The sequence below is a fragment of the Acidobacterium capsulatum ATCC 51196 genome, assembly GCF_000022565.1.
Classification (GTDB): domain Bacteria; phylum Acidobacteriota; class Terriglobia; order Terriglobales; family Acidobacteriaceae; genus Acidobacterium; species Acidobacterium capsulatum.
On sequence record NC_012483.1, the window covers coordinates 1,982,993 to 2,001,406 of the forward strand.

Consider the following 18,414-nt stretch of genomic DNA (forward strand, 5'->3'; position numbering starts at 1 on the left):
GGGCGAGTGCCTCAGTGGCCGCGCAGCAGGCTCATCAGCAGCACCAGCAGGATGCCGAAGATGTGCACGGCAAAGATGGCCGTGACCGCGCGCCAGAAACGCCGCGTGGCAAAAAGAACGATGCCCGCGAGCAGCCCATAGAGCGGGAACTGCAGGTAGAGCAGCATCTGGCTGAGGGCCGAGGCGTTGTCATAAGACAGCCCCACGGGATGTCCGCTGAAGAGCGCCACCCACGGATAGAGCAGCGAGAACGGCTGCGGCCCCATAAAGGTGAGAATCGCGGCCAGCCGCACGGTGCCGAAGGTGGCCGCGATGCCGAGCGCGAGCGGCAACAGCACCTGCCAGACGGAGTGATCCTGCGCCGGGCCGCGACGCTGCGCAGGACTGCGGCGCTGGGCGGTGCGGGCGCGCGAGTCTTGCTTGGGGCGGGTGTTGCGGGCGCGGGATCGTGCTTTGGCCGGAGGCATGAGTCCAGCATAGCCACTTCTCTGCCCGGAGTTTTCCAGAGTCTCGCACCCGGGGCGTTACTCGCGTGATTACGTCTGCAGAATGCCGGGGTGAAAGCGCGGCACCTCGGGGTTGAGCGCAGCCGATTCGAGCGCGATGAGGAGCGCCTCGCGCGTGCGGGCCGGGTCAATGACGGCATCGACCCACAGACGCGCCGCGGCGTAGCGGCAGTCGGTCTGCTCGTCATAGGTAGCCTTGATGCTGGCGAGCACTTCCTGCTTTTCAGCGTCGCTGAGCTTTTTGCCGCCGCGCTCCAACTGGCGAATGCGCAGCTCGACGAGCGTGTTCGCGGCCGAGGCTCCGCTCATGACGGCATAGCGGGCCGTGGGCCACGCAAAGAGGAAGCGCGGGTCATACGCCTTGCCGCACATGGCGTAGTTGCCCGCGCCAAACGAACCACCCACAATCACCGACAGCTTGGGCACGACGGAGTTGGAGACCGCCGTGACCATCTTGGCGCCGGAGCGGATGATGCCGCTCCACTCGGCATCGCGGCCCACCATGAAGCCGTTGACGTCGTGCAGAAAAATGAGCGGGATGAGGTTCTGGTTGCAGTCGAGAATGAAGCGGGCGGCCTTGTCGGCGCTCTCGGCATAGATGACGCCGCCAAACTCCATGCGCTTTTCGCCGCTCTCGCTGGTCTGCGTCTGGGGCTGCTTCTGGTTGGCGACAATGCCCACGGAGAAGCCGCCGAGCCGCGCGTAGCCGCAGAGGAGGGTGCGGCCATACTCGGGCTTGTACTCCTCAAACTCGCTGCGATCGACCAGGCGGGCGATGATCTCGTGCATGTCATAGACATTGGCGGCAGCGCGTGCCGGATCGGGGTCGAGCAGGGTGTAGAGATCTTCCGCCGGATACTTGGGCCGGTCACGCTCGGGGTCATAGGCCGCGCGATCAAAGGGCGCGGGCGGCTTGTGGCCGAGGTGCGAGACGAGCGAGCGCATGCGGGCGATGGCGAGATGGTCGTTCGGCTCTTTGAAATCGACCGTGCCTGAGATGGCGGCGTGCATTTCGGCCCCGCCCAGCTCTTCGGCGGAGTACTTCTGGCCAATCGCCGCCTGCACGAGCGCGGGCCCGGCGAGGAAGAGTCCGCTGCCCTCGGTCATGATGACGTGGTCGGTCATGACGGGCAGATAGGCTCCGCCGGCGACGCACATGCCCATGATGGCGGTGATTTGCGGAATGCCCATCGCCGACATGACGGCGTTGTTGCGGAAGACGCGGCCAAAGTCGTCCTGGTCAGGGAAGACATCCTCCTGCAGGGGCAGGAAGACGCCGGCCGAGTCCACCAGGTAGAGGGTGGGCAGATGGTTTTCCATGGCAATGTGCTGGGCGCGCAGCACCTTTTTGCACGTCATGGGGAAGAAGGCGCCGGCCTTGACCGTGGCGTCGTTGGCGATGATCATGCAGAGCCGGCCGGAGACGCGGCCAATGCCGGTGATGGTGCCGGCGGCGGGCGCTCCGCCCCACTCCTCATACATGCCGAAGGCGGCGAAGAGCGACAGCTCAAACAGCTCGGTTCCGGGATCAAGCAGCAGGGCGAGGCGCTCGCGCGCGGTGAGGCGCTTCTTGTTGTGCTGCGACTCGATCGCCTTTGGGCCGCCGCCCTCGCGGAGGGTGGCCTCCTGCTGGCGAATCTGCCCGAGCAAAGCCAGCATGGCCTGCGCATTGGCGCGGGCGCGGGGGATGGTGACGTCGAGGCGCGAGGCGATTTCAGTACGGAGCGTGGGAGCGGATTCGTTAGCCATAGAAAACTCGCCAGCATAGCATGCGCGGGGGCAGCGAGTCAGCGGGGCAGCGGGTCAGCGAGTTAGCGGGTCAGCGGGTCAGGGATGGAGCGGTCAGGGGTGAAGCGGTCAGGGATGGGGCGGCCAGGGTGGGGTGGTCAGCGGTCAGGCGGTCGGCGGGGTGGGCTTGGCGGGGAGTGGGTTACGGATGGTGGAATTTTTGCGGGGACCGGTCCGCAGGAGTCTGGTGGACGGCTGGTTACGGGTGGGGAAGGCTGCGAAAAAAACTCCCATTAACGTCCTGCAACTGATTGATATGGCTGGACTTGCCGGACATTAGGCTCACAAGATCTTTAGAATCAACGCGAATTAACCCCTTCCATAGCCGCTCAAAAGCGGAAAAGCTCAGGAAAAATCCGCATGGGAGCGGTCTTTTCCTGAGCTTCTACTTCCATTTTATCGGAAGACGCGGAAATTACCGGCAAGGGACTGGCCGTCCAGGCACACGCGCCTTTGGCGCCCCTCGACCCGCATGGGTGGAGGGTGTTTCAGCGGGATGGGGAGGATGCGCGAACGGACGAGTGTTACTGGCGTGAAGAGCGTTTATCGGGGCCACGATTCAGGGTCGCTTCTGGTTATAGTTCGCTGGCTCTCGATGGGCCGTCCGTGTGATGGCTTCGATCAATACGTCGTGAAAGACCGGTGGTATGTCGTGTCCCATGCCGTCGATCAGCAGAAGCCTGGCTCCTTCGATGGAAGCTGCCGTGTCCTCTCCGCAGGCAGGAAGAATGAGAGGATCATCTTTCCCATGTACGACAAGGGTAGGCACCTGAATGGACCGTAGTTGCAGACGGCGGTCTCCATTCGTGGCCAGCGCCGCAATCTGCCGCCCGGTCCCTCCGGGATCAAATCCCCGATTGAGCTCCTCCAGCAAAAGAGCGCGGTACGCGCGTTCGTCAAAGACATACCCGGAGCCCGCAATGCGGCGCGCGAACGCAATGCCATGTTTCAGAAACCCTTCCAGATCGCGGGTGGGATCTGGAGCAGGACTGGCCATCATAGCCATCACGTCCGGAGGGGTCTGCGGAAGCGAAGGGTTTCCGGAACTGGACATGATCGACGTCAGCGATAAAACGCGGTCCGCATGTTCGTAGGCCACCACCTGCGCGATTGCTCCGCCCATGGATCGCCCGACAATATGCGCGCGTTCAATCGAGAGGACATCGAGAAGAGCCACGGCATCATTAGCCATATCGATAAGCGAATAAGGTATCTCCGGTTGCCTGCCCGCCATAAAAGCCGCTCTCAGGTCTGCGATCGTAGGAGTGGCGCAGTGAGTCAGGTGGGTTGATTCGCCAGCATCCCGGTTGTCAAACCGGATGACCCGGAAGCCTCGACCCGCAAGAGCTTCGCAAAATGGGTCCGACCAGCGAATTCTTTGCGCGCCAGCGCCTGAGATCAGTAAAAGAGCTTCGTCTCGTTCGTTCCCGAAGCTATCGAACGCCAAATGGATACCATCGATCGTTGCTAGCGGCACTTCCTTAACACCTCGACGTTAATTGTTCCACGACCGCTCGGATATCCATCTGCATTCGACCAGGAATGGTAAGCCGGCTGGTCGGAAGTCATCCGTCCCGGCATTCTCAACTGCCGCATTCTGATCAACGAACTCATTCAGAATTTCTGGCGCATGGCAGGGCGTCCTGAGGGACTGAAGCCCTGTCTGTTTGCGGCCCTGGCGGCATGGCTGAAGCCATGTCCTGATACAGGGTTATAGACCAGGCGGAGAGGTAACAGATTGGACGGGGAAGATTTGCGCTCCCACGTCTGAATGCACCCTGACCCAGGCAAGGATGGGGCACCCGGGGACTGGCTGTCCGTGCGGGCGCGGCTTTGCCGGCTTGGGGTTTCGGCTGGATGGGAGAAATTGTGCGGGATCTGGAAATATTCATTGACATCTGGCGGCAATTCACTACTATTTGGTTGTGGATTCTTTAGACACAACCTTTGCCGCCCTCTCTGACCCGACGCGCCGGGCCATGGTGGAGCGGCTCACGCGCGGGCCGGCCACGGTGCATGGGCTGACCGAGCCTTTTGATCTTTCGCAGCAGATGATTTCAAAACACATTGCCTGCCTGGTGCGGGCGCGCATTGTCTCCAAGACCAAACGCGGCCGGGAGAGCATCTGCACGCTCCGGCCCGAGGCCATCAAGACGGTGAGCGACTGGGCGATGAGCTATCGGCAGTACTGGGAAGAGAGTCTGGACAAGCTGGAAGCGGTGGTGAACGAAATGAAAAAAGCGGAGATGAGAGATGACCAACAAGGCAGGAAATGAGACAGAGCGGATGACGATCACCCGCATCTTTGACGCTCCACGCGAGCTGGTTTGGAAGGCGTGGACCGACCCGAAGTATGTGATGCAGTGGTGGGGGCCGAAGGGCTTTACCGCTCCGGTGTGCAAGATGGATTTTCGCGTGGGCGGCAAATCGCTGTGCTGCATGCAGTCGCCCGATGGGCAGGAGTTCTGGAACGGCGTGGAGTACCACGAGATTGTGCCGCTGGAGAAGATTGTCTCGACAATGTACTTTGCCGACTCCGAGGGCAACAAGGTCGGGGCGGAAGACTATGGCATCGAGCATGAGGCCATTGACGGCGCCTGTGATGTGACCCTGTTTGAAGACCTCGGCGACGGGCGGACGAAGCTCACCTTCATTGGCAACGAGCCGATGGAGAGCGCGAAGAACAGCGGACAGATCGAGGGCTGGAACCAGATTCTCGACAAGGTGGCCGCCGTGGTGGCGGAGCTGGCGCAGGCGTAGTCAGGGGCGTGTTTCCCGGGTCCGAAAGAACGGACCCGGGGCACCCGGGTTCTTTGCTGGCCGCTTTACCCCTAGCCGCTTCATCCCTGACCGTTTTACCCCTGACCGTTTCATTCCTGACTGCTGACCGCTTTACCCCTGACCGTTGGCCGTCAGCCTGCCGTTGAGTTTGTGCGTGTATTCCGGAAGCAGAAACCATGCTTTGGGTTGCATATCGGCATTTGAAATTTCCATTTCGGAATCGTCTCCGGGTTTTTCAGGTTTTTTTCGGGAATTTTATGGCTGACACTGCGTTTTGACTTGACAAGAAGGATACCCCGAACGCAAGGTAGAGAGCAGTTGTTCCACTTCCGGCTGTTATACTCCCCCGGATTTGGACGGCTATTGCACCCGCTCTGGTGCTCCGTACAATTTATGGCAACTACCTTAGCAACCGTTGAGGCCCGCGAGGTACTACGCTGCGACCACTGCAGCCTGGTGCAGTTCCGCACGCAGAACGCACTCTGCAGACGTTGCCACCAACCCCTCGATCACGAAGAGCCCGAAGTTCTGGCTCCGCAGCTGGTGGTGACTCCGCCTGCGGCCCCGGAAGAGAAGCCGGGCATCGACGTGGCGCGAGCGGTGAGGGACATTCGCCTGGGGCGCAAGCTCAGCCAGCGCCAGCTCGCGACTCGCATGCAGGTGCCGCGCACCTACATCTCAAAAATCGAAAATGGCAAGGCCGTGCCGACGCTCTCATCGCTCGAGCGGCTGGCTGAAGCCCTGGAAGTGAACATCTGCGCCCTGCTGCAGGACGCCCGCAGCCGCCGCGAACAGGATGCGCTGGCCATCTGGGCCGATCCGTTTCTGACGGAGATGGCTCCGCTGGTGAGCGGGCTGGACGCGCTGCAGCGCTCGATGGTCATGAACCAGATACGCGAAATGGCGAGCGGCCGGCGCAGACTGGCCTAGCGCCTTTTCACAGATCGTGGCACCTTCTCTCTCCGAGGAATTGAGGGCGAGCTCCCGGGTCCGCACAGACGGACCCGGGGCACCCTGAGCTTGTCTTTGCGGCCTCAGCCGAGGCTGCTCCTCATCTGCCTGACAACTTTTGTGGCTCCAAGCGGTGCGCGGTTGTGCGCTTATCGCCATTACGCGCCTAGAAGGAAGTCTGCGTCCAGGTGATGCCGGGATAGAGGCTGCCGAGCCGGTCCACGTGAAATTGATCGGCGGCGGGCTGCTTCCCTGCCGCGGGAGTATTCCCCTGCCAGACGACCTGGTTCTGCGGCGTCAGCTCCTGTACGATGGCACCGCCGCTCGGAGCGCAGAAGTCCACCTGGTAGTCGCCATTGCCCAGTTGCTCGGCGTTGCCGCCGAAGAAGCTGAAGTCCTGCGGGCCGGGGTTGTAGTTGTCGAGCAGGGTGGCGGTGCGGGCCTGCTCGTTGATGCGCAGCACCGGCATGGTGCTGTAGCACTGCGGATTAAACGCCGCCCCGGGCTTGCGCTGGCCGCACTGCACCTGCTGGCCTGAGGAAAAGTAACGGTCGTTGCCGTTGTCCATGAGGCCGAGATTGAAGATGCCCGAGGTGCTGGAGCCGAAGAAGCTGATGCCGTGCTGGGCATAGAACCAGTCGGCGGGGTTATTGTCGGGCTGGCCGTTCTGCAGGAGCTGGAAATCGCCCTGGTAGCCGAGCCGCCAGAGGATATTGCCGCTGCCCTGGCCGTCCTCGAAGTCGATCTTGATGATCCAGTTCTGGTGGCGCATGGAGAGCAGCAGATCGTGATCGTCGGGCGAGTAGACCAGATCGTTGGAGTGCGTCCAGTCCGGGAAGTTCATGGGATGGCGATTCACGTCGAGGTGGTCAAAGGAGTTCCATACCCAGTCGGGCTGCATGTTCTGGTCGAGATCGACGAGCACGTCGCCGGTCACCGTCGTGGAGCCGGGATAGCCGGGCAGATTGGGGAAGGTCTTCGGATAGGTAGCCAGCACCACAAGATGCCCATTGGGCAGCTCGATGGCGCTGTGGTGGAAGCTCTTGAGGGTGAGGTTGTAGCCCTTGGCGGCGAGCTCTTTGTTGAGCTGATCCATGGTGATTTCGCGGATGGTGTTGCCGGCGAGGTCGATCTCGCGCACGGCGTTGATGACGTTGTTCTGCAGGAAGCCCAGAGAGCTTTTGAGCGAGGAGAGATAGGAAACCAGGATGAGGAAATGGCCGTTCGAGAGCGGCTGAAAGCCCTGCACCAGATCAATGGACGCGCCCGAATAGGTGTAGGTCCAGAGCACGTGCCCGGCCAGATCGGTCGCGAAGAGCTGGGCGTCGTTCTGGGGCAGAATGGTGTTCCACATCTCGATGCCGGGCTGCGGATACTGGCCGCTCATGATCTGCGCCTGCACGGGGGAGGTTTGCGGCGGATTGCCGGTGGTGAAGGAGTGGTCGGTATCCTGAAAAGTTGCGCCGTCGTCGAGGATGACATCGGCGCGCATGTGATAGCCACTGTTGCCGAGCATTCCAGCGACCTGCAGGCTGACCTGGCCGCCGTTGCCGGTGGGCGTGGGCTGGGCCCAGGTGCTGAGCCCGTAGCCGGTGGAGGGTCCGAACTCGACCGAGACCTTGCCGGGTGCCGGCAGGTAGATGGAGTATTGCGCGACCTGGGGATTGCCGGTTTTAACCACGATGCCGGGCTGAATGATGGAGACGACCGCAGTGGCGTAGTCCTGCGTGGGCGCGCTGGCGAGTGCAGCCGTGACGGTTACGTTTTCGCTTTGCTGGATAAAGGCCGGCGCGGTGTAGTGGCCGGAGGCATCGACGGTGCCCACCTGGGCGTTGCCGCCGGCGATGCCGTTCACTGACCATTGCAGTGCGCCCGCAGTGCCGGTAGTGGTGGCCTGCAGGCTGAGCTGCTGTCCCGGCCCGATGGCGGAGTATTGCGGCGCAATGCTGAGGGAACCCATCTGCACCGCGACAGGCGGCGGCCCGGATGGCGGCGCGGAATTGTTGCTGGCCAGCCCCGGACCAGGTGTAACCCCGCAGCCGGAAAATAGAAAAGGGATGGCAGACAGAGCCAGAACCAGTGCGACAGGGAACCTGCGATGCAGATGCATGAGAATTCAGCGGCCTTGCTTGCCTTTCGTAGAAAAAGAAGCAGTGGGGAAACCGGGCGTACAGCCGTCGCAAGGTGACGGAGAGATGACAGAAGTCGCGCTTCGCACAAAAGGGTGAGCCCGGCGGGCCCACCCTTTTTCACGCGTGCCGAGGGTGCAATTAGAAACGGACGCCGAAGGTCACAGGAATCAGGCCTTCGGTGCCCGAGCCGTAAGGATCCGCGCGGCTGGCGTTCGGTGAATTGATCCAGACGTAGCGGGCTTCCATGTAGAGTTTGGCGTTGGAGTCTTCGCCGAAGGCCTTCCAGTAAAGGCCCGCGCCGATGTTGAGTCCGCCCTGGTTGCTCGACGAGTGCGCGACCGTTTGCGCGGCGTAGCCGTAGTAGCAGCCGTAGTAGAAGTCGCATCCGGTAAACGGCACCGGCGTGGAGAAGTTGGTCACCTTGCGGTAGAACCCGCCGCCGCCCGTGATGTAAGCGCCCGTTGTTTTGGTGAAGGGCTGGTAAATGATCGGGTCGATGGTGAATGACCAGTTGTTGATGTTGCCGTAGAGCGGATAGATGCCGCTCTCGTTGGAGAGATAGCTGAGCGTGGAGCCGGGGATCTTGGTGCGGTCAAAGGTGTACTCGACCAGCACGCCCAGGCGCTTGGAGAAGTTCCAGCCGGCGCCGACGCGGAAGTTGTATCCCCAGGTGTTGTATCCGTGGGTGTCGTTGCCGATGGGGGCGGTGAAGCCGCCGCCTGCTTCAAAGGCGAGCTTGCTCCAGCGGCTCTGGTAGTTGGGATACTGTGCCCCATACTGGCCGCCGCCGTTGCTGCCATACTGGCCCGCAGGCGCATCGGCGAGGGTGTTGCCCACCAGATTGTCGATGTTGAGGCCGCGCGTGTAAGCGGCGGAGCTCGAGTAGCCGTCAGAGCTGCTGCTGGACGTAGCGGGAGAGGCCGCGAATGCGGGCAGGGAGAGCGCTCCGGCGACGGCAAGAGCAGCGGCGACGGCGCTGACGCGCCGCAGGGAGACTGGCAAAGTACGGCAAATGGCCAACATGATTACCTCCGATGGCATTCCTCAAGGGTAACGAACTTCATACAGAGCGGACGAACCGCTGCACCTGCTTTAACACTATGTAGACGCGGAAGTTTCGGAGATGGATGCGTGAAGCGGGCGTGACGGCGGAATCTGCTGTTGATAAACAGAGAAACCGGCGGCGGGAAGTTTTCTCTCACGCATGCCGGAAAGCGGCGCGGCGAAAGAAAAAGAGGACAGCCGGAAGGACTGTCCTCTTGGTGTCACACGCACGCGGCGCGAACGGGTCTAGTGGATGTCAAACTGCTCGGGGTGGAGCGTGGGATCGCTCTTGACGATGATGGTCTTGCCCGTCATCTCCTCGAGTTCGTTGAGCCAGCGGCCGCCGCTTGCCTTGAGGGTCTTCACCACCTCAGGGTTCACGCGCAGCAGAACGTCCTTGTTCTCAAGATGGCGCTGCATCTTGCGCATCTCCACATAGATTTCGTTGGCCACCGTCGCCGGGCTCTTGACCATGCCGGTGCCGGTGCAGATGTTGCAGGGAATGCTCAGCGTGCGCTCCAGCGACTGCTTGACGCGCTTGCGCGTGATGGCGACCAGGCCGAAGTCATTGAACTGCAGCACCTTGGACGGAGCGCGATCATGCTTGAGCTCTTCTTCGAGAGCCTGCAGCACCTTGTGGCGATTCTTGCGCTCGTCCATGTCGATGAAGTCGATGACGATGATGCCGCCCAGGTCGCGCAGGCGAATCTGCCGCACGATTTCAGGAATGGCATCGAGGTTGGTCTTGACGATGGTGTCTTCCAGGCGAGCCGTCTTGCCGACATATTTGCCGGTGTTGATGTCGATGGCCACCAGCGCCTCGGTCTGGTTGATGACGATCGAGCCGCCGGACTTGAGCCAGACCTTGGACTTGAGGGCCTTGGTGATCTCGTCCTGAATGCCGAACTGCTCAAAGAGCGGCATCTCTTTGGTGTAGAGCTTGACGCGGCGCACCAGCGACGGCTGGAAGCGGTTGAGGAAGCGGACAATGCGCTCGTAGTCCGTCTCAGAGTCCACCCAGATGGTCGAGAACTCTTCGCTGACCTGATCGCGCAGAATGCGCTCGACCAGGTTGAGGTCGTGATAAATCAGCGCGGGAGCCTTGCCGGAATCCGAGCGCTCCTTGATCTCGTTCCAGAGATTGATGAGGAAGCGGATATCCGCGCGCAGCTCGTCTTCGCCCGCGCCTTCAGCGGCGGTGCGCACGATGAAGCCGCCGGTCGCGTCGCCCTTCTCGCTGATCAAAATGCGCTTGAGGCGCTGGCGCTCTTCATCAGAAGAGATTTTGCGCGAGACGCCGACGTGATTGACGGTGGGCATGAAGACCAGGAAGCGCCCGGGGAGCGCGATGTGGCTGGTGATGCGCGCGCCCTTCTTGGCGATCGGCTCCTTGGCAATCTGCACCAGGATCTCCTGCCCTTGCTTCAGCAGGTCGCTGATGATGGGCAGGTCCATCGTCTGCACAGAAGCGCGGCGATGGCCGCCGCCTCCGCCATGACGCTGGCGTCCACCACCCTGGCGGCCACGGCGGCGGTCAAACTTGCGGCCTTCGCGGCGGGCGGGCGCGGCGGCGCGAGGCTCGCCGGACTCCTCTTCCGACTCAGCGGCGTCTTCGTCAAAGTCTTCGCTGACTTCGGCAAAGCCCTGCTCGTCTTCGTCGTCCTCTTCTTCGGCTGCGTCTTCTTCTTCGCCATCGGAGACGCCGAGGCGCTCTTCCAGATGTGCCTCACGCACCACTTCGCCGAGGTAAGCGCCCTGATCGAGCGTCTCCTCTTCGAGATCGTCGGCCTCGTGCTCTTCAAAGGCCGGGTCGTGCAGCAGCTCAAAGTCGTATTCGTCGTCGTCGATCTCTTCTTCTTCAAAGACGCCGGCCCCGGCGGCAAGGCCGTAGATATCGGTTTCGCCGGGCGCGGCAGCGGCTTCGGCCGCCTCGTGCGTGGCGTCGGCGATGGCATCGGCTTCTTCGTGCGAGACTTCCGGCTCGGGCTCGGCAGCCACCGTAACTTCTTCGGTCACTTCCTCGGTCTCGTCTTCGTCTTCGTCTTCCGTTTCCTCGTGAAAGTCTTCAGACTCGGGCGGGCTGATGCGGAATTCGCTCGGGGCCGAGGGATCGACGCGGTGCGAGGCCGAGCCTTCTTCGGGCTCAAACTCGTGCACTTCCTCGACGACCTCTTCGATCCCATCCAGATGTTCTTCGACCGGCGTGGCGGCGGGCGCAGCGGCTTCTACGGCTTCATGAACCGCATCGGCTTCGGTGGCTTCTTCGATGGCCTCGACGGCGGCCTGCGCTTCAGGCGCCTCGGCTACAGCCGCGATTTCGGCGGGAGCGGGCACTTCGACAGCTTCAGCAACGGGGACAGCTTCGGCAGCGGGCGCGGCGATCACCTCGGGTTCCGGGGCGCTCTCTGGAAGCGATTCCACAGGAGCCGTGGCCGCGCCTTTGCGGCGGCGCGAGATGGACTCGCCCGGCAGCACGAAGCCGCCGTCCCAATCGGTGATGGGCGCTTCGACCAGCGTGGAGGGCTTGGCGAAGACTTCGGCCTTCGGCTTGGCAGATTCTGTGCCCTCGGAGGACGACCCGGAACCGGCAGGCTTGCCGCCGTAGCGGGAGAGCGATTCGCCGGGCAGCACAAACGGCGTGTGGGCGGCCTCTTCAGTCTCGGCAGGCGCATGATGGTGCGCAACAGCCTCGTGATGCTCCCGGTGGACGGCCCGATATGCATCCGGGGATGCGGCCGGCTCGGCGGCGGCGGAGAACTCTACGGCTTCCACTTCTCCCGGCGCTGCTTCGAGGCCCGTGCTCTCGGATGTTTCTTCCTGCTGCCCGCGGCCACGCACGCCACGGCGGCGGCCACGGCGGCCACGCCAGCGGCGCGCGCCACGCGCATCTTCACCGTCGCCCGATTCAGCTTCGCCACCCGGTGCGGCCTCGGCCCGCTGAGCCGGGGACTGACTCTGGGACTGGGACGCGGACGGCTGGGACTGCGAAGACTGGGCGCGCTGCTGGGCCTGCGGACGCTGGCCCGTGGAGACGCGCTCGTACTCGTCGGAGTCTTCCTGCTCCTCAAGAAAGTCGGTGACGTAAAGGAATGCGTCGCGTTCGAGACCAATGTCGACGAAAGCCGACTGCATGCCGGGCAACACGCGGGTGACGCGGCCCTTATAGATGGAACCCGCGAGGGTATATTCGTTTTCGCGCTCGTAGTAAATCTCTGCGAGCTGATCGTCTTCAAGAATCGCCAGACGCGTTTCATGCGGCGTGCTGGAGATGCATATTTCCTTTGCCATTGCTGCCTCTTTTCGGCAGCCAGGCAGAAATCAGACCGGGATGCCCCCTTGCGGGAGATCCTTGAAACCGGAGAAGACCGGGAGCCGCCAGAAAGAGGCCTCAGCCAGAGAGAGCTGTCGCGATGCAGTGGGCGTGGGCCCACGGTCCGCCAACCTGCGCGGAGAGGTGCAAAGAAGAGCTTTGCTGGGAGGGTTCTGGAGGCGCAACAATTTTGTGACCGCTTCAGCCGGACTCACCGGCGGGGCCGTTCCCCATTGTTGCGTGTTCATGCCCGATCCTGCCCGGCCGGCGATTCCACCTGGCCGGTTCAAATGATTGAAATTCTTTGGTACTGCTCAAAAAAACTTGTCATGCGGCGACCGCGCCGCCTTGCCGGAAAACCTTTTGTGGCCGGGGAGTCTAATTCACAAACCGGCTCATGCGCACATTCATCACCATGCCGAGAGCCAGGAAGGTGAACAGCACCGAGGATCCACCGTAACTCATTAACGGAAGCGGGATCCCGGTGACCGGCATCAATCCCACGACCATTCCGATATTGACCGCGATCTCAAAGATCAAAGTGGCCACTACGCCCATGATAAGGAGCGAACCGGGCAGGTCGGAGGCTGTTTGAGCGTTTTGAATCAAACGCATCAATATCAGGAAGTATAGCAGCAGGACGAAGAGCGCACCCACAAAGCCGTGCTCCTCAGAGAAGGCGGCAAAGATGAAGTCGGTGTAGGGAATGGGCAGAAAGTCGCCCTGCGTCTGGGTTCCCTTGGTGGCTCCGCGGCCAAAGACGCCGCCGTCGCCCACGGCGATCTTCGACTGCAGAATCTGGTAGCCGGTGCCGCGCGGGTCGGCATTGGGGTTGATGAAACTGGTGAGCCGCGCCTTCTGGTAGGGCTTGAGGATCTTGCCGCTCATCCAGACGCCGGCGATGAGCGTGACACCCGCCACGATGAGGATGAGGCCCTTCTTCCAACTGATGCCGCCCAGAAAGAGACCGGCAAAGAGGATGGGCGAGTAGGTGAGGGCGGTGCCCATGTCCGGCTGCTTGAGCACCAGAATCATGGGGACGGCGATGAGCGCGATGGCTTTGAAGACGTCGCTCCAGGAGAGATCGCGGCCATACAGCCCGGCGATGTAACGGGCCATGGTCACGATGAGCACGAGCTTGACCCATTCGGAGGGCTGAAAATGAATGCCGCCGGGCAGGTGAATCCAGCGGCGCGCGCCCATGACGCGCTGGCCGACGACCAGCACGGCCAGCAGCGAGACGACGGCCACTCCATAGAGCCAGGCCGAGGCGTCGAGCAGCCAGTGATAATCGAGCACCGACATGGCAAACATGCCGAAGAGGCCGGCGAGAATCCAGACCACCTGCATGCGGTCAAAGCCGACAAACTTGGTGTGCAGCGTGGCGCTGTAAATTTCAAGGACGCTGAGAATGCACATCAGCATCACCATGCCGAGCAGCGGCCAGTCAAAGTCACGGAAGCGGAGGAAGCGGCGAATCACAACGGGCTCTGAGCAACAGCATAGACGCCGGAGCGCGGGGAAGAAAGTAGATGTGTAGCATCCTGCATCAGAAAGAAAAGAAAATGGGAATTCATTCCGGTTTTTTGTCCCGGGGTTTCATTCCGGAACAAGCACGCGCTGGCGAGCAACACGCTCGACCAAAAGGAAAGGATCGAAAGCACGATGAAGAAAACAGGGATGGCAGCGGTGATGGCTTTTGTGACGATGGGCCTGGCAACGGCAGGCACGGCGCAGATGCCCGCGAAAAAATTGATGAAACACCCAAAGCCATGCCCGGCCTCGTGGCTCTCACTGGCGCTCGACCCGGAGAACGGCACCTTCAACGGCATGTCGCACAGCGGCACGCTTCTGGTGCTGCGCAATCTGGGCCCCATGGCCTGCACCGTGCCGGCGCTGCCGAGGCTGCGCTTTGAGGACGCGCACCATCATCCCCTCGACGTCACGCGCAAGGCCCCGGTGGGCATGCATCCGGGACCGGTGATGTTGCCGGTCGTGGTTCCGCCCAACGCCGAGCTGACGTCGAGGCTGCTCTGGGTGGATGGAGACGTATTCGGCGACAGCAGCGGCAGTGGCAGCTCGGCCAGCCCGGAGTATCTGCGGGTTTCGCTGCGGGGGCCGGTGAGCGCCCCGGCGAACAGCGATAAGAATGCCCGCAGTCTGCGCACAGCCTTTCACGGCACGATGTACGGCCCGAAGGGCAAGCCGCCGGAGTACACGCAGACGCCGCTGCGGAGGGATCCGGCCTGGTGCGGAGACAGGAAATAGCAGAGCTTTAGAACAGCTCGGTCTCCCACAGATCGTGCAGGTGCAGCACGCCCTGCAGCACGCCGGCGTCATCCACCACCACCAGCGAGGTGATCTTGCGCTCTTCCATGCGATGCAGCGCGCGCGCGGCCAGCTCGCCGGGCGCGATGATCTGCGGACGCGGATTCATCACCTCGGCGGCGGTCTTGTCGAGGCAGGCCGCGCCCTCGTGCTCCAGCAGGCGGCGCAGATCACCGTCGCTCAGGATGCCCGCAAGCCGCCCGTCTTCGACCACGGTGGTCATGCCGAGGCCCTTGCGCGACATCTCGTAGATGACGTCTTTCATGGGCGTGGCGGGGGTGACGCGGGGCAGGGCCTCGCCCGCATGCATCAGCTCGTGCACGCGCGCCAGCCGCTTGCCCAGCTTGCCGCCGGGGTGCAGTTCGGCGAAGTCCTCGGCGCGAAAGCCCTTACGCATCGACACGGCAATGGCCAGCGCGTCACCCAGAGCGAGCATCGCCGTGGTGGAGGCCGTGGGCGCGAGACCCAGGTCGCAGGCCTCGCCCGGCACGCTGACATCGAGCGCCACATCGCTGGCCCCGGCGAGCGTCGAATTGAGATTGCAGCAGAAGCTCAGCAGCGCGTCGCCCATGCGCTTGAGCGTGGCTAGCAGGCGCAGGATTTCTTCGGTCTCTCCGCTGGCCGAAAGCGCCAGCACCACGTCGCCCCGGGCAATCATGCCGAGGTCGCCATGCACGGCCTCGGCCGGATGCAGAAAGAGCGCGGGCGTACCGGTGGAGCTGAGCGTGGCGGCAATTTTCTGCGCGATGAGGCCGCTCTTGCCCATGCCGGTGACCACGACGCGGCCCCGGTCGCGGCCGCAGGCAATCACTGTCTCCACGGCGCGCTCAAAGGCGGCCTGCATGGGGCCTTCCAGCCGCTCGGCCAGTGCGAGCAGCGCGGCGGCCTCGGTGCGGACCAGTTGCGCGGGCGTGCGGCCGGGCTGCATATCAGATGGCGTCATGAAAAAGTGAGTTCCTCAAAGGATGCATGCTACCAGAGCGCGGCGGGTTTGCGCCGTGTGGCGACGGCGAGCGCCCGGCTGCGTCCAATCACTACAATAGAGGCAGAGGGTTTGGGTTCGCCGTGAAGCGAAATGCAATTGTGCTGTTGATGATGGTCACCGGCCTCGGGCTGATGATCTGGGCGGGCGTGGAGAACTACTCCGCGCGCCAGCAGGACGACGTGAAGGTGCAGTCGCTCGAAGCCGAGCTGCACCAGATCGAGACGCAGGCTGATAGCGCGCATGTGGGCACCGATGCCACCCAGGCGCCCGACACGCCGCTGCTCGGCGAGCAGGCGCCCGACTTCACGCTGACCAGCCTCGACGGGAAGAAGATTTCGCTCAAGAGCTATCGGGGCAAGGCCGTGATCGTCGATTTCTGGGCAACGTGGTGCGGGCCGTGCCGGGTGGAGATTCCCTGGTTTGAGGACTTCCGCCAGCAGTACGGGCCGCAGGGGCTGGCCGTGCTGGGCGTCTCCACCGACCAGTTGGACGACAGCGACACGGCCAAGGCGCACCAGGTGGTCACCGATTTTGCAAAGCAGATTCACATGAACTATCCCGTGCTGATGGCCACCGACAGCGTGGAGCAGCAGTACGGCGGCATCAGCGCCCTGCCCACGACGTTTTTCATCAACCGCAGCGGACAAGTGGTGGCAAGCACCATCGGGCTCGCACCCCACAGCGTGATTGAAGCCGACATCAAAAAAGCGCTCGGCACAGGAGGCAATGCGTGAAGAAGTCTCAACAGGCAAAAAAATGGATCGGCGCGGGCGTGATCGCCGTGGCGCTCTCGGGCGTGGCCCTGGCCCAGCAGATGCATCTGCCATGGCAGACCGGCAGCCAGAACAGCAACACGCCAAAGCAGTCAGTCGAATTCCTCTACCCGCTGCAAATCAAGGTGCCCGCGGGCAAGCCGACTGAAGTCGCGCTGCACTTTCGCGTGCTGCCGGGGCTGCATATCAACTCGCACGTGCCCTCGGACAAGAGCTACATTCCCACGACGCTGGTGCTGCCCGCGGGGTCAAACGTGAAGCTTTCTTCGGTGCAGTTTCCCGCAGGCGAGCCCTTCGCCTTCAAAGCCTTCCCCAAAGACAAGCTGAGCGTCTATGAGGGCGAGTTCACCGTGCATGCCAAGGTGACAGCCGTGCGCGGAGATCATCTGCTGAACGCCGCGCTGCGCTATCAGGCCTGCGACTCGAATACGAATTCATGCTATCCGCCCAGGAAAGCCCCGGTCGCCATCGACATCCTCGGGGATTAGGAATCGCCGGGACTGAACAACGAGTCATCCCCTGCAAGAACCGGGGGATGACTCATTTCGCCGGAAGCAAGCGCATTTCAGCAGAAATGGCATAACGGCTAAATGCGCGGCAGCGACAACATGAGCCGCATCAATTCCGTCTGGCGTCTTGTGCCGGTCTTCACGAGCACTCGTTTGGTGTGGAAGCGCGCTGTCTCCAGGCTGATGCCGAGCGAGTTTGCGGCCTCCCGCACTTCGAGGCCAGCCAGCAACTGATCGGCGACTCTCGCTTCCATCGGCGTGAGAGCGTAGAGCGCGGTCAGAATTGCGCTTCTTGATGGAGGGCTGCTCGCCGGATCCGTGACAAAGACCAATGCGGCCAGTTGTACCGTGCTGCCGGGCAAGGGAGACATGAACGGCGCGGCCACAATTCGCAGAGGACTCTTGCGCGACTTGCCATAAAGCAGCAACGGGCTGCCGGGAGACATACCCGTTCCTGTACCCACAGCTAACGCATCGGACAGGCACTTCTGCAGATGGCGGTTTTGTTCGGGAAAGACTGCGGCCAGCCTGCCACGATCGAGACGAAGCGCGGTGGCAGCCTGGACAATTGCCTCCGCTTTCCGGTTGGAGAGGATGACTCTGCCTTTGCGGTCGAGGCCGAAGACGGCGTGCCCAAGGGAGTCGAGCGCCGACTCCAGCCCCAGCACCTTCGATTGGGTCTGGGTGAACTGCACGTAGAGCATCAGGGCGCGCTGCAGGTGGGGCATCAGCGTTTCGTACACCACGCCTTCGCGCTCGCTAAAAGGCTCGGCCGTCCTGGGACGCTGGCAGCTCATGTACACGGGGGGCAGATTTCCCAGCGGCACCTTGATTCCAAAGGAATGGTGCATGTTGTATGGGCGGAAGAAGTCGCTGTAGAACTCCGTTTTCTCAAGCTCGCGGGCCGGCATGGCGATATGGCCGTAACGCACCGTGCCGTCTGGAAACGCCTCGTCGCAATGGTGGCTGAGCACGTTGATCGAGGCATAGTGGCTCACGTACTGCTGCATGGCCGCGGGGTCGGTGCGGGCCATGGAAAACAGTTGCTCGCTGGGAAGCATGGCAAACATCGTGGTGGATTCGCCATGAACCGCCTCGGCGATGCCTTCCATCACGGCGGGCCAGAGCTCCGGCTGCTGCACAGCGGAGTAAATGGTCTCGATCAGGCCCAACAGCCGGGCCGTTCCACCGAATGCCTGTTCAGGATTGGCGTACATGCGGTGCTCCTTCGTTCCGTGGAAGACCGTCCCAGTTACCCCTGAATGGACCTGCCCCCGCAGACTCAGAGAGTTCACTCTGTCTGAAAA

15 protein-coding genes are annotated in these 18,414 nt (G+C 62.4%); 6 read left to right on the plus strand and 9 right to left on the minus strand.

Going from position 1 to position 18,414, the window contains the following annotated elements:
• Positions 1–11: 11 nt before the first annotated feature.
• From ACP_RS07985 to ACP_RS07995, 3 genes are all read right to left on the minus strand, one after another.
• The gene (locus ACP_RS07985; RefSeq protein ID WP_015896787.1) at positions 12–467 is read right to left on the minus strand and encodes a hypothetical protein; all 456 of its coding nucleotides are present in this window, start codon (positions 465–467) and stop codon (positions 12–14) included.
• 69 nt (positions 468–536) lie between these two features.
• A complete protein-coding gene (locus ACP_RS07990; protein WP_015896788.1) occupies positions 537–2,255 on the minus strand; it encodes an acyl-CoA carboxylase subunit beta in 1,719 nt (572 codons plus the stop codon).
• Positions 2,256–2,853: 598 nt separating this feature from the next.
• Positions 2,854–3,771, minus strand: a complete 918-nt coding sequence (locus ACP_RS07995; RefSeq protein ID WP_015896789.1) for an alpha/beta fold hydrolase — start codon at positions 3,769–3,771, stop codon at positions 2,854–2,856.
• Positions 3,772–4,219: 448 nt separating this feature from the next.
• Here ACP_RS07995 and ACP_RS08000 point away from each other — a divergent pair, with 448 nt between their 5' ends.
• The 3 genes from ACP_RS08000 to ACP_RS08010 all read left to right on the plus strand — a co-directional run bounded on the left by ACP_RS08000 (position 4,220) and on the right by ACP_RS08010 (position 6,005).
• Positions 4,220–4,570, plus strand: coding sequence for an ArsR/SmtB family transcription factor (locus ACP_RS08000; RefSeq protein ID WP_238525695.1), 351 nt, complete (start codon positions 4,220–4,222; stop codon positions 4,568–4,570).
• Positions 4,548–5,054: an SRPBCC family protein gene (locus ACP_RS08005; protein ID WP_015896792.1), complete on the plus strand. Its 507-nt coding sequence runs from the start codon at positions 4,548–4,550 to the stop codon at positions 5,052–5,054. Before ACP_RS08000 ends, ACP_RS08005 begins: the two co-directional genes overlap by 23 nt.
• A gap of 414 nt (positions 5,055–5,468) precedes the next feature.
• Complete coding sequence (locus ACP_RS08010; protein WP_041839413.1) at positions 5,469–6,005, plus strand: helix-turn-helix domain-containing protein; 537 nt, start codon at positions 5,469–5,471, stop codon at positions 6,003–6,005.
• Between the two features lie 187 nt (positions 6,006–6,192).
• Here the strand turns inward: ACP_RS08010 and ACP_RS08015 are convergent, their stop codons facing one another.
• The 4 genes from ACP_RS08015 to rodA all read right to left on the minus strand — a co-directional run bounded on the left by ACP_RS08015 (position 6,193) and on the right by rodA (position 13,991).
• Entirely contained in the window at positions 6,193–8,136 is a 1,944-nt protein-coding gene (locus tag ACP_RS08015; RefSeq protein ID WP_015896795.1) for an aryl-sulfate sulfotransferase, read from the minus strand.
• A gap of 160 nt (positions 8,137–8,296) precedes the next feature.
• Positions 8,297–9,181, minus strand: a complete 885-nt coding sequence (locus tag ACP_RS08020) for an outer membrane beta-barrel protein (RefSeq protein ID WP_015896796.1) — start codon at positions 9,179–9,181, stop codon at positions 8,297–8,299.
• Positions 9,182–9,448: 267 nt separating this feature from the next.
• Positions 9,449–12,490 (minus strand): Rne/Rng family ribonuclease, encoded by a 3,042-nt coding sequence (locus ACP_RS08025; protein WP_015896797.1) that lies wholly within the window; start codon positions 12,488–12,490, stop codon positions 9,449–9,451.
• Positions 12,491–12,890: 400 nt separating this feature from the next.
• Entirely contained in the window at positions 12,891–13,991 is a 1,101-nt protein-coding gene (rodA, locus tag ACP_RS08030) for a rod shape-determining protein RodA (RefSeq protein WP_041840089.1), read from the minus strand.
• A 186-nt stretch (positions 13,992–14,177) separates the two neighbouring features.
• On the opposite strand from rodA, the gene ACP_RS17330 reads away from it, so the two are divergent.
• Positions 14,178–14,780: a DUF4232 domain-containing protein gene (locus ACP_RS17330; protein WP_083770558.1), complete on the plus strand. Its 603-nt coding sequence runs from the start codon at positions 14,178–14,180 to the stop codon at positions 14,778–14,780.
• Positions 14,781–14,787: 7 nt separating this feature from the next.
• Here the strand turns inward: ACP_RS17330 and ACP_RS08040 are convergent, their stop codons facing one another.
• Positions 14,788–15,783, minus strand: a complete 996-nt coding sequence (locus tag ACP_RS08040; RefSeq protein ID WP_015896800.1) for a KpsF/GutQ family sugar-phosphate isomerase — start codon at positions 15,781–15,783, stop codon at positions 14,788–14,790.
• Between the two features lie 122 nt (positions 15,784–15,905).
• Between ACP_RS08040 and ACP_RS08045 the strand changes: the two genes are divergently transcribed.
• On the plus strand, positions 15,906–16,559 hold the full coding sequence (locus ACP_RS08045; RefSeq protein WP_041839415.1) for a TlpA family protein disulfide reductase: 654 nt from the start codon (positions 15,906–15,908) through the stop codon (positions 16,557–16,559).
• Entirely contained in the window at positions 16,556–17,086 is a 531-nt protein-coding gene (locus ACP_RS08050; protein WP_015896803.1) for a protein-disulfide reductase DsbD domain-containing protein, read from the plus strand. Before ACP_RS08045 ends, ACP_RS08050 begins: the two co-directional genes overlap by 4 nt.
• A 98-nt stretch (positions 17,087–17,184) precedes the next feature.
• Here ACP_RS08050 and ACP_RS08055 read toward each other — a convergent pair whose 3' ends face one another.
• Positions 17,185–18,324 carry a helix-turn-helix transcriptional regulator gene (locus ACP_RS08055; RefSeq protein ID WP_015896804.1) on the minus strand — a complete coding sequence of 380 codons (1,140 nt, stop codon included), beginning with the start codon at positions 18,322–18,324 and terminating at the stop codon, positions 17,185–17,187.
• Between the last annotated feature and the right edge of the window lie 90 nt (positions 18,325–18,414).

Bases quoted from the DNA above. Each gene is read 5' to 3' on its own strand.
- ACP_RS07985 (WP_015896787.1), bottom strand. From the start codon at position 467: ATGCCTCCGGCCAAAGCACGATCCCGCGCCCGCAACACCCGCCCCAAG.
- ACP_RS07990 (WP_015896788.1), bottom strand. From the start codon at position 2,255: ATGGCTAACGAATCCGCTCCCACGCTCCGTACTGAAATCGCCTCGCGC.
- ACP_RS08005 (WP_015896792.1), top strand. From the start codon at position 4,548: ATGACCAACAAGGCAGGAAATGAGACAGAGCGGATGACGATCACCCGC.
- ACP_RS08010 (WP_041839413.1), top strand. From the start codon at position 5,469: ATGGCAACTACCTTAGCAACCGTTGAGGCCCGCGAGGTACTACGCTGC.
- ACP_RS08015 (WP_015896795.1), bottom strand. From the start codon at position 8,136: ATGCATCTGCATCGCAGGTTCCCTGTCGCACTGGTTCTGGCTCTGTCT.
- ACP_RS08020 (WP_015896796.1), bottom strand. From the start codon at position 9,181: ATGTTGGCCATTTGCCGTACTTTGCCAGTCTCCCTGCGGCGCGTCAGC.
- ACP_RS08025 (WP_015896797.1), bottom strand. From the start codon at position 12,490: ATGGCAAAGGAAATATGCATCTCCAGCACGCCGCATGAAACGCGTCTG.
- ACP_RS17330 (WP_083770558.1), top strand. From the start codon at position 14,178: ATGAAGAAAACAGGGATGGCAGCGGTGATGGCTTTTGTGACGATGGGC.
- ACP_RS08040 (WP_015896800.1), bottom strand. From the start codon at position 15,783: ATGACGCCATCTGATATGCAGCCCGGCCGCACGCCCGCGCAACTGGTC.
- ACP_RS08055 (WP_015896804.1), bottom strand. From the start codon at position 18,324: ATGTACGCCAATCCTGAACAGGCATTCGGTGGAACGGCCCGGCTGTTG.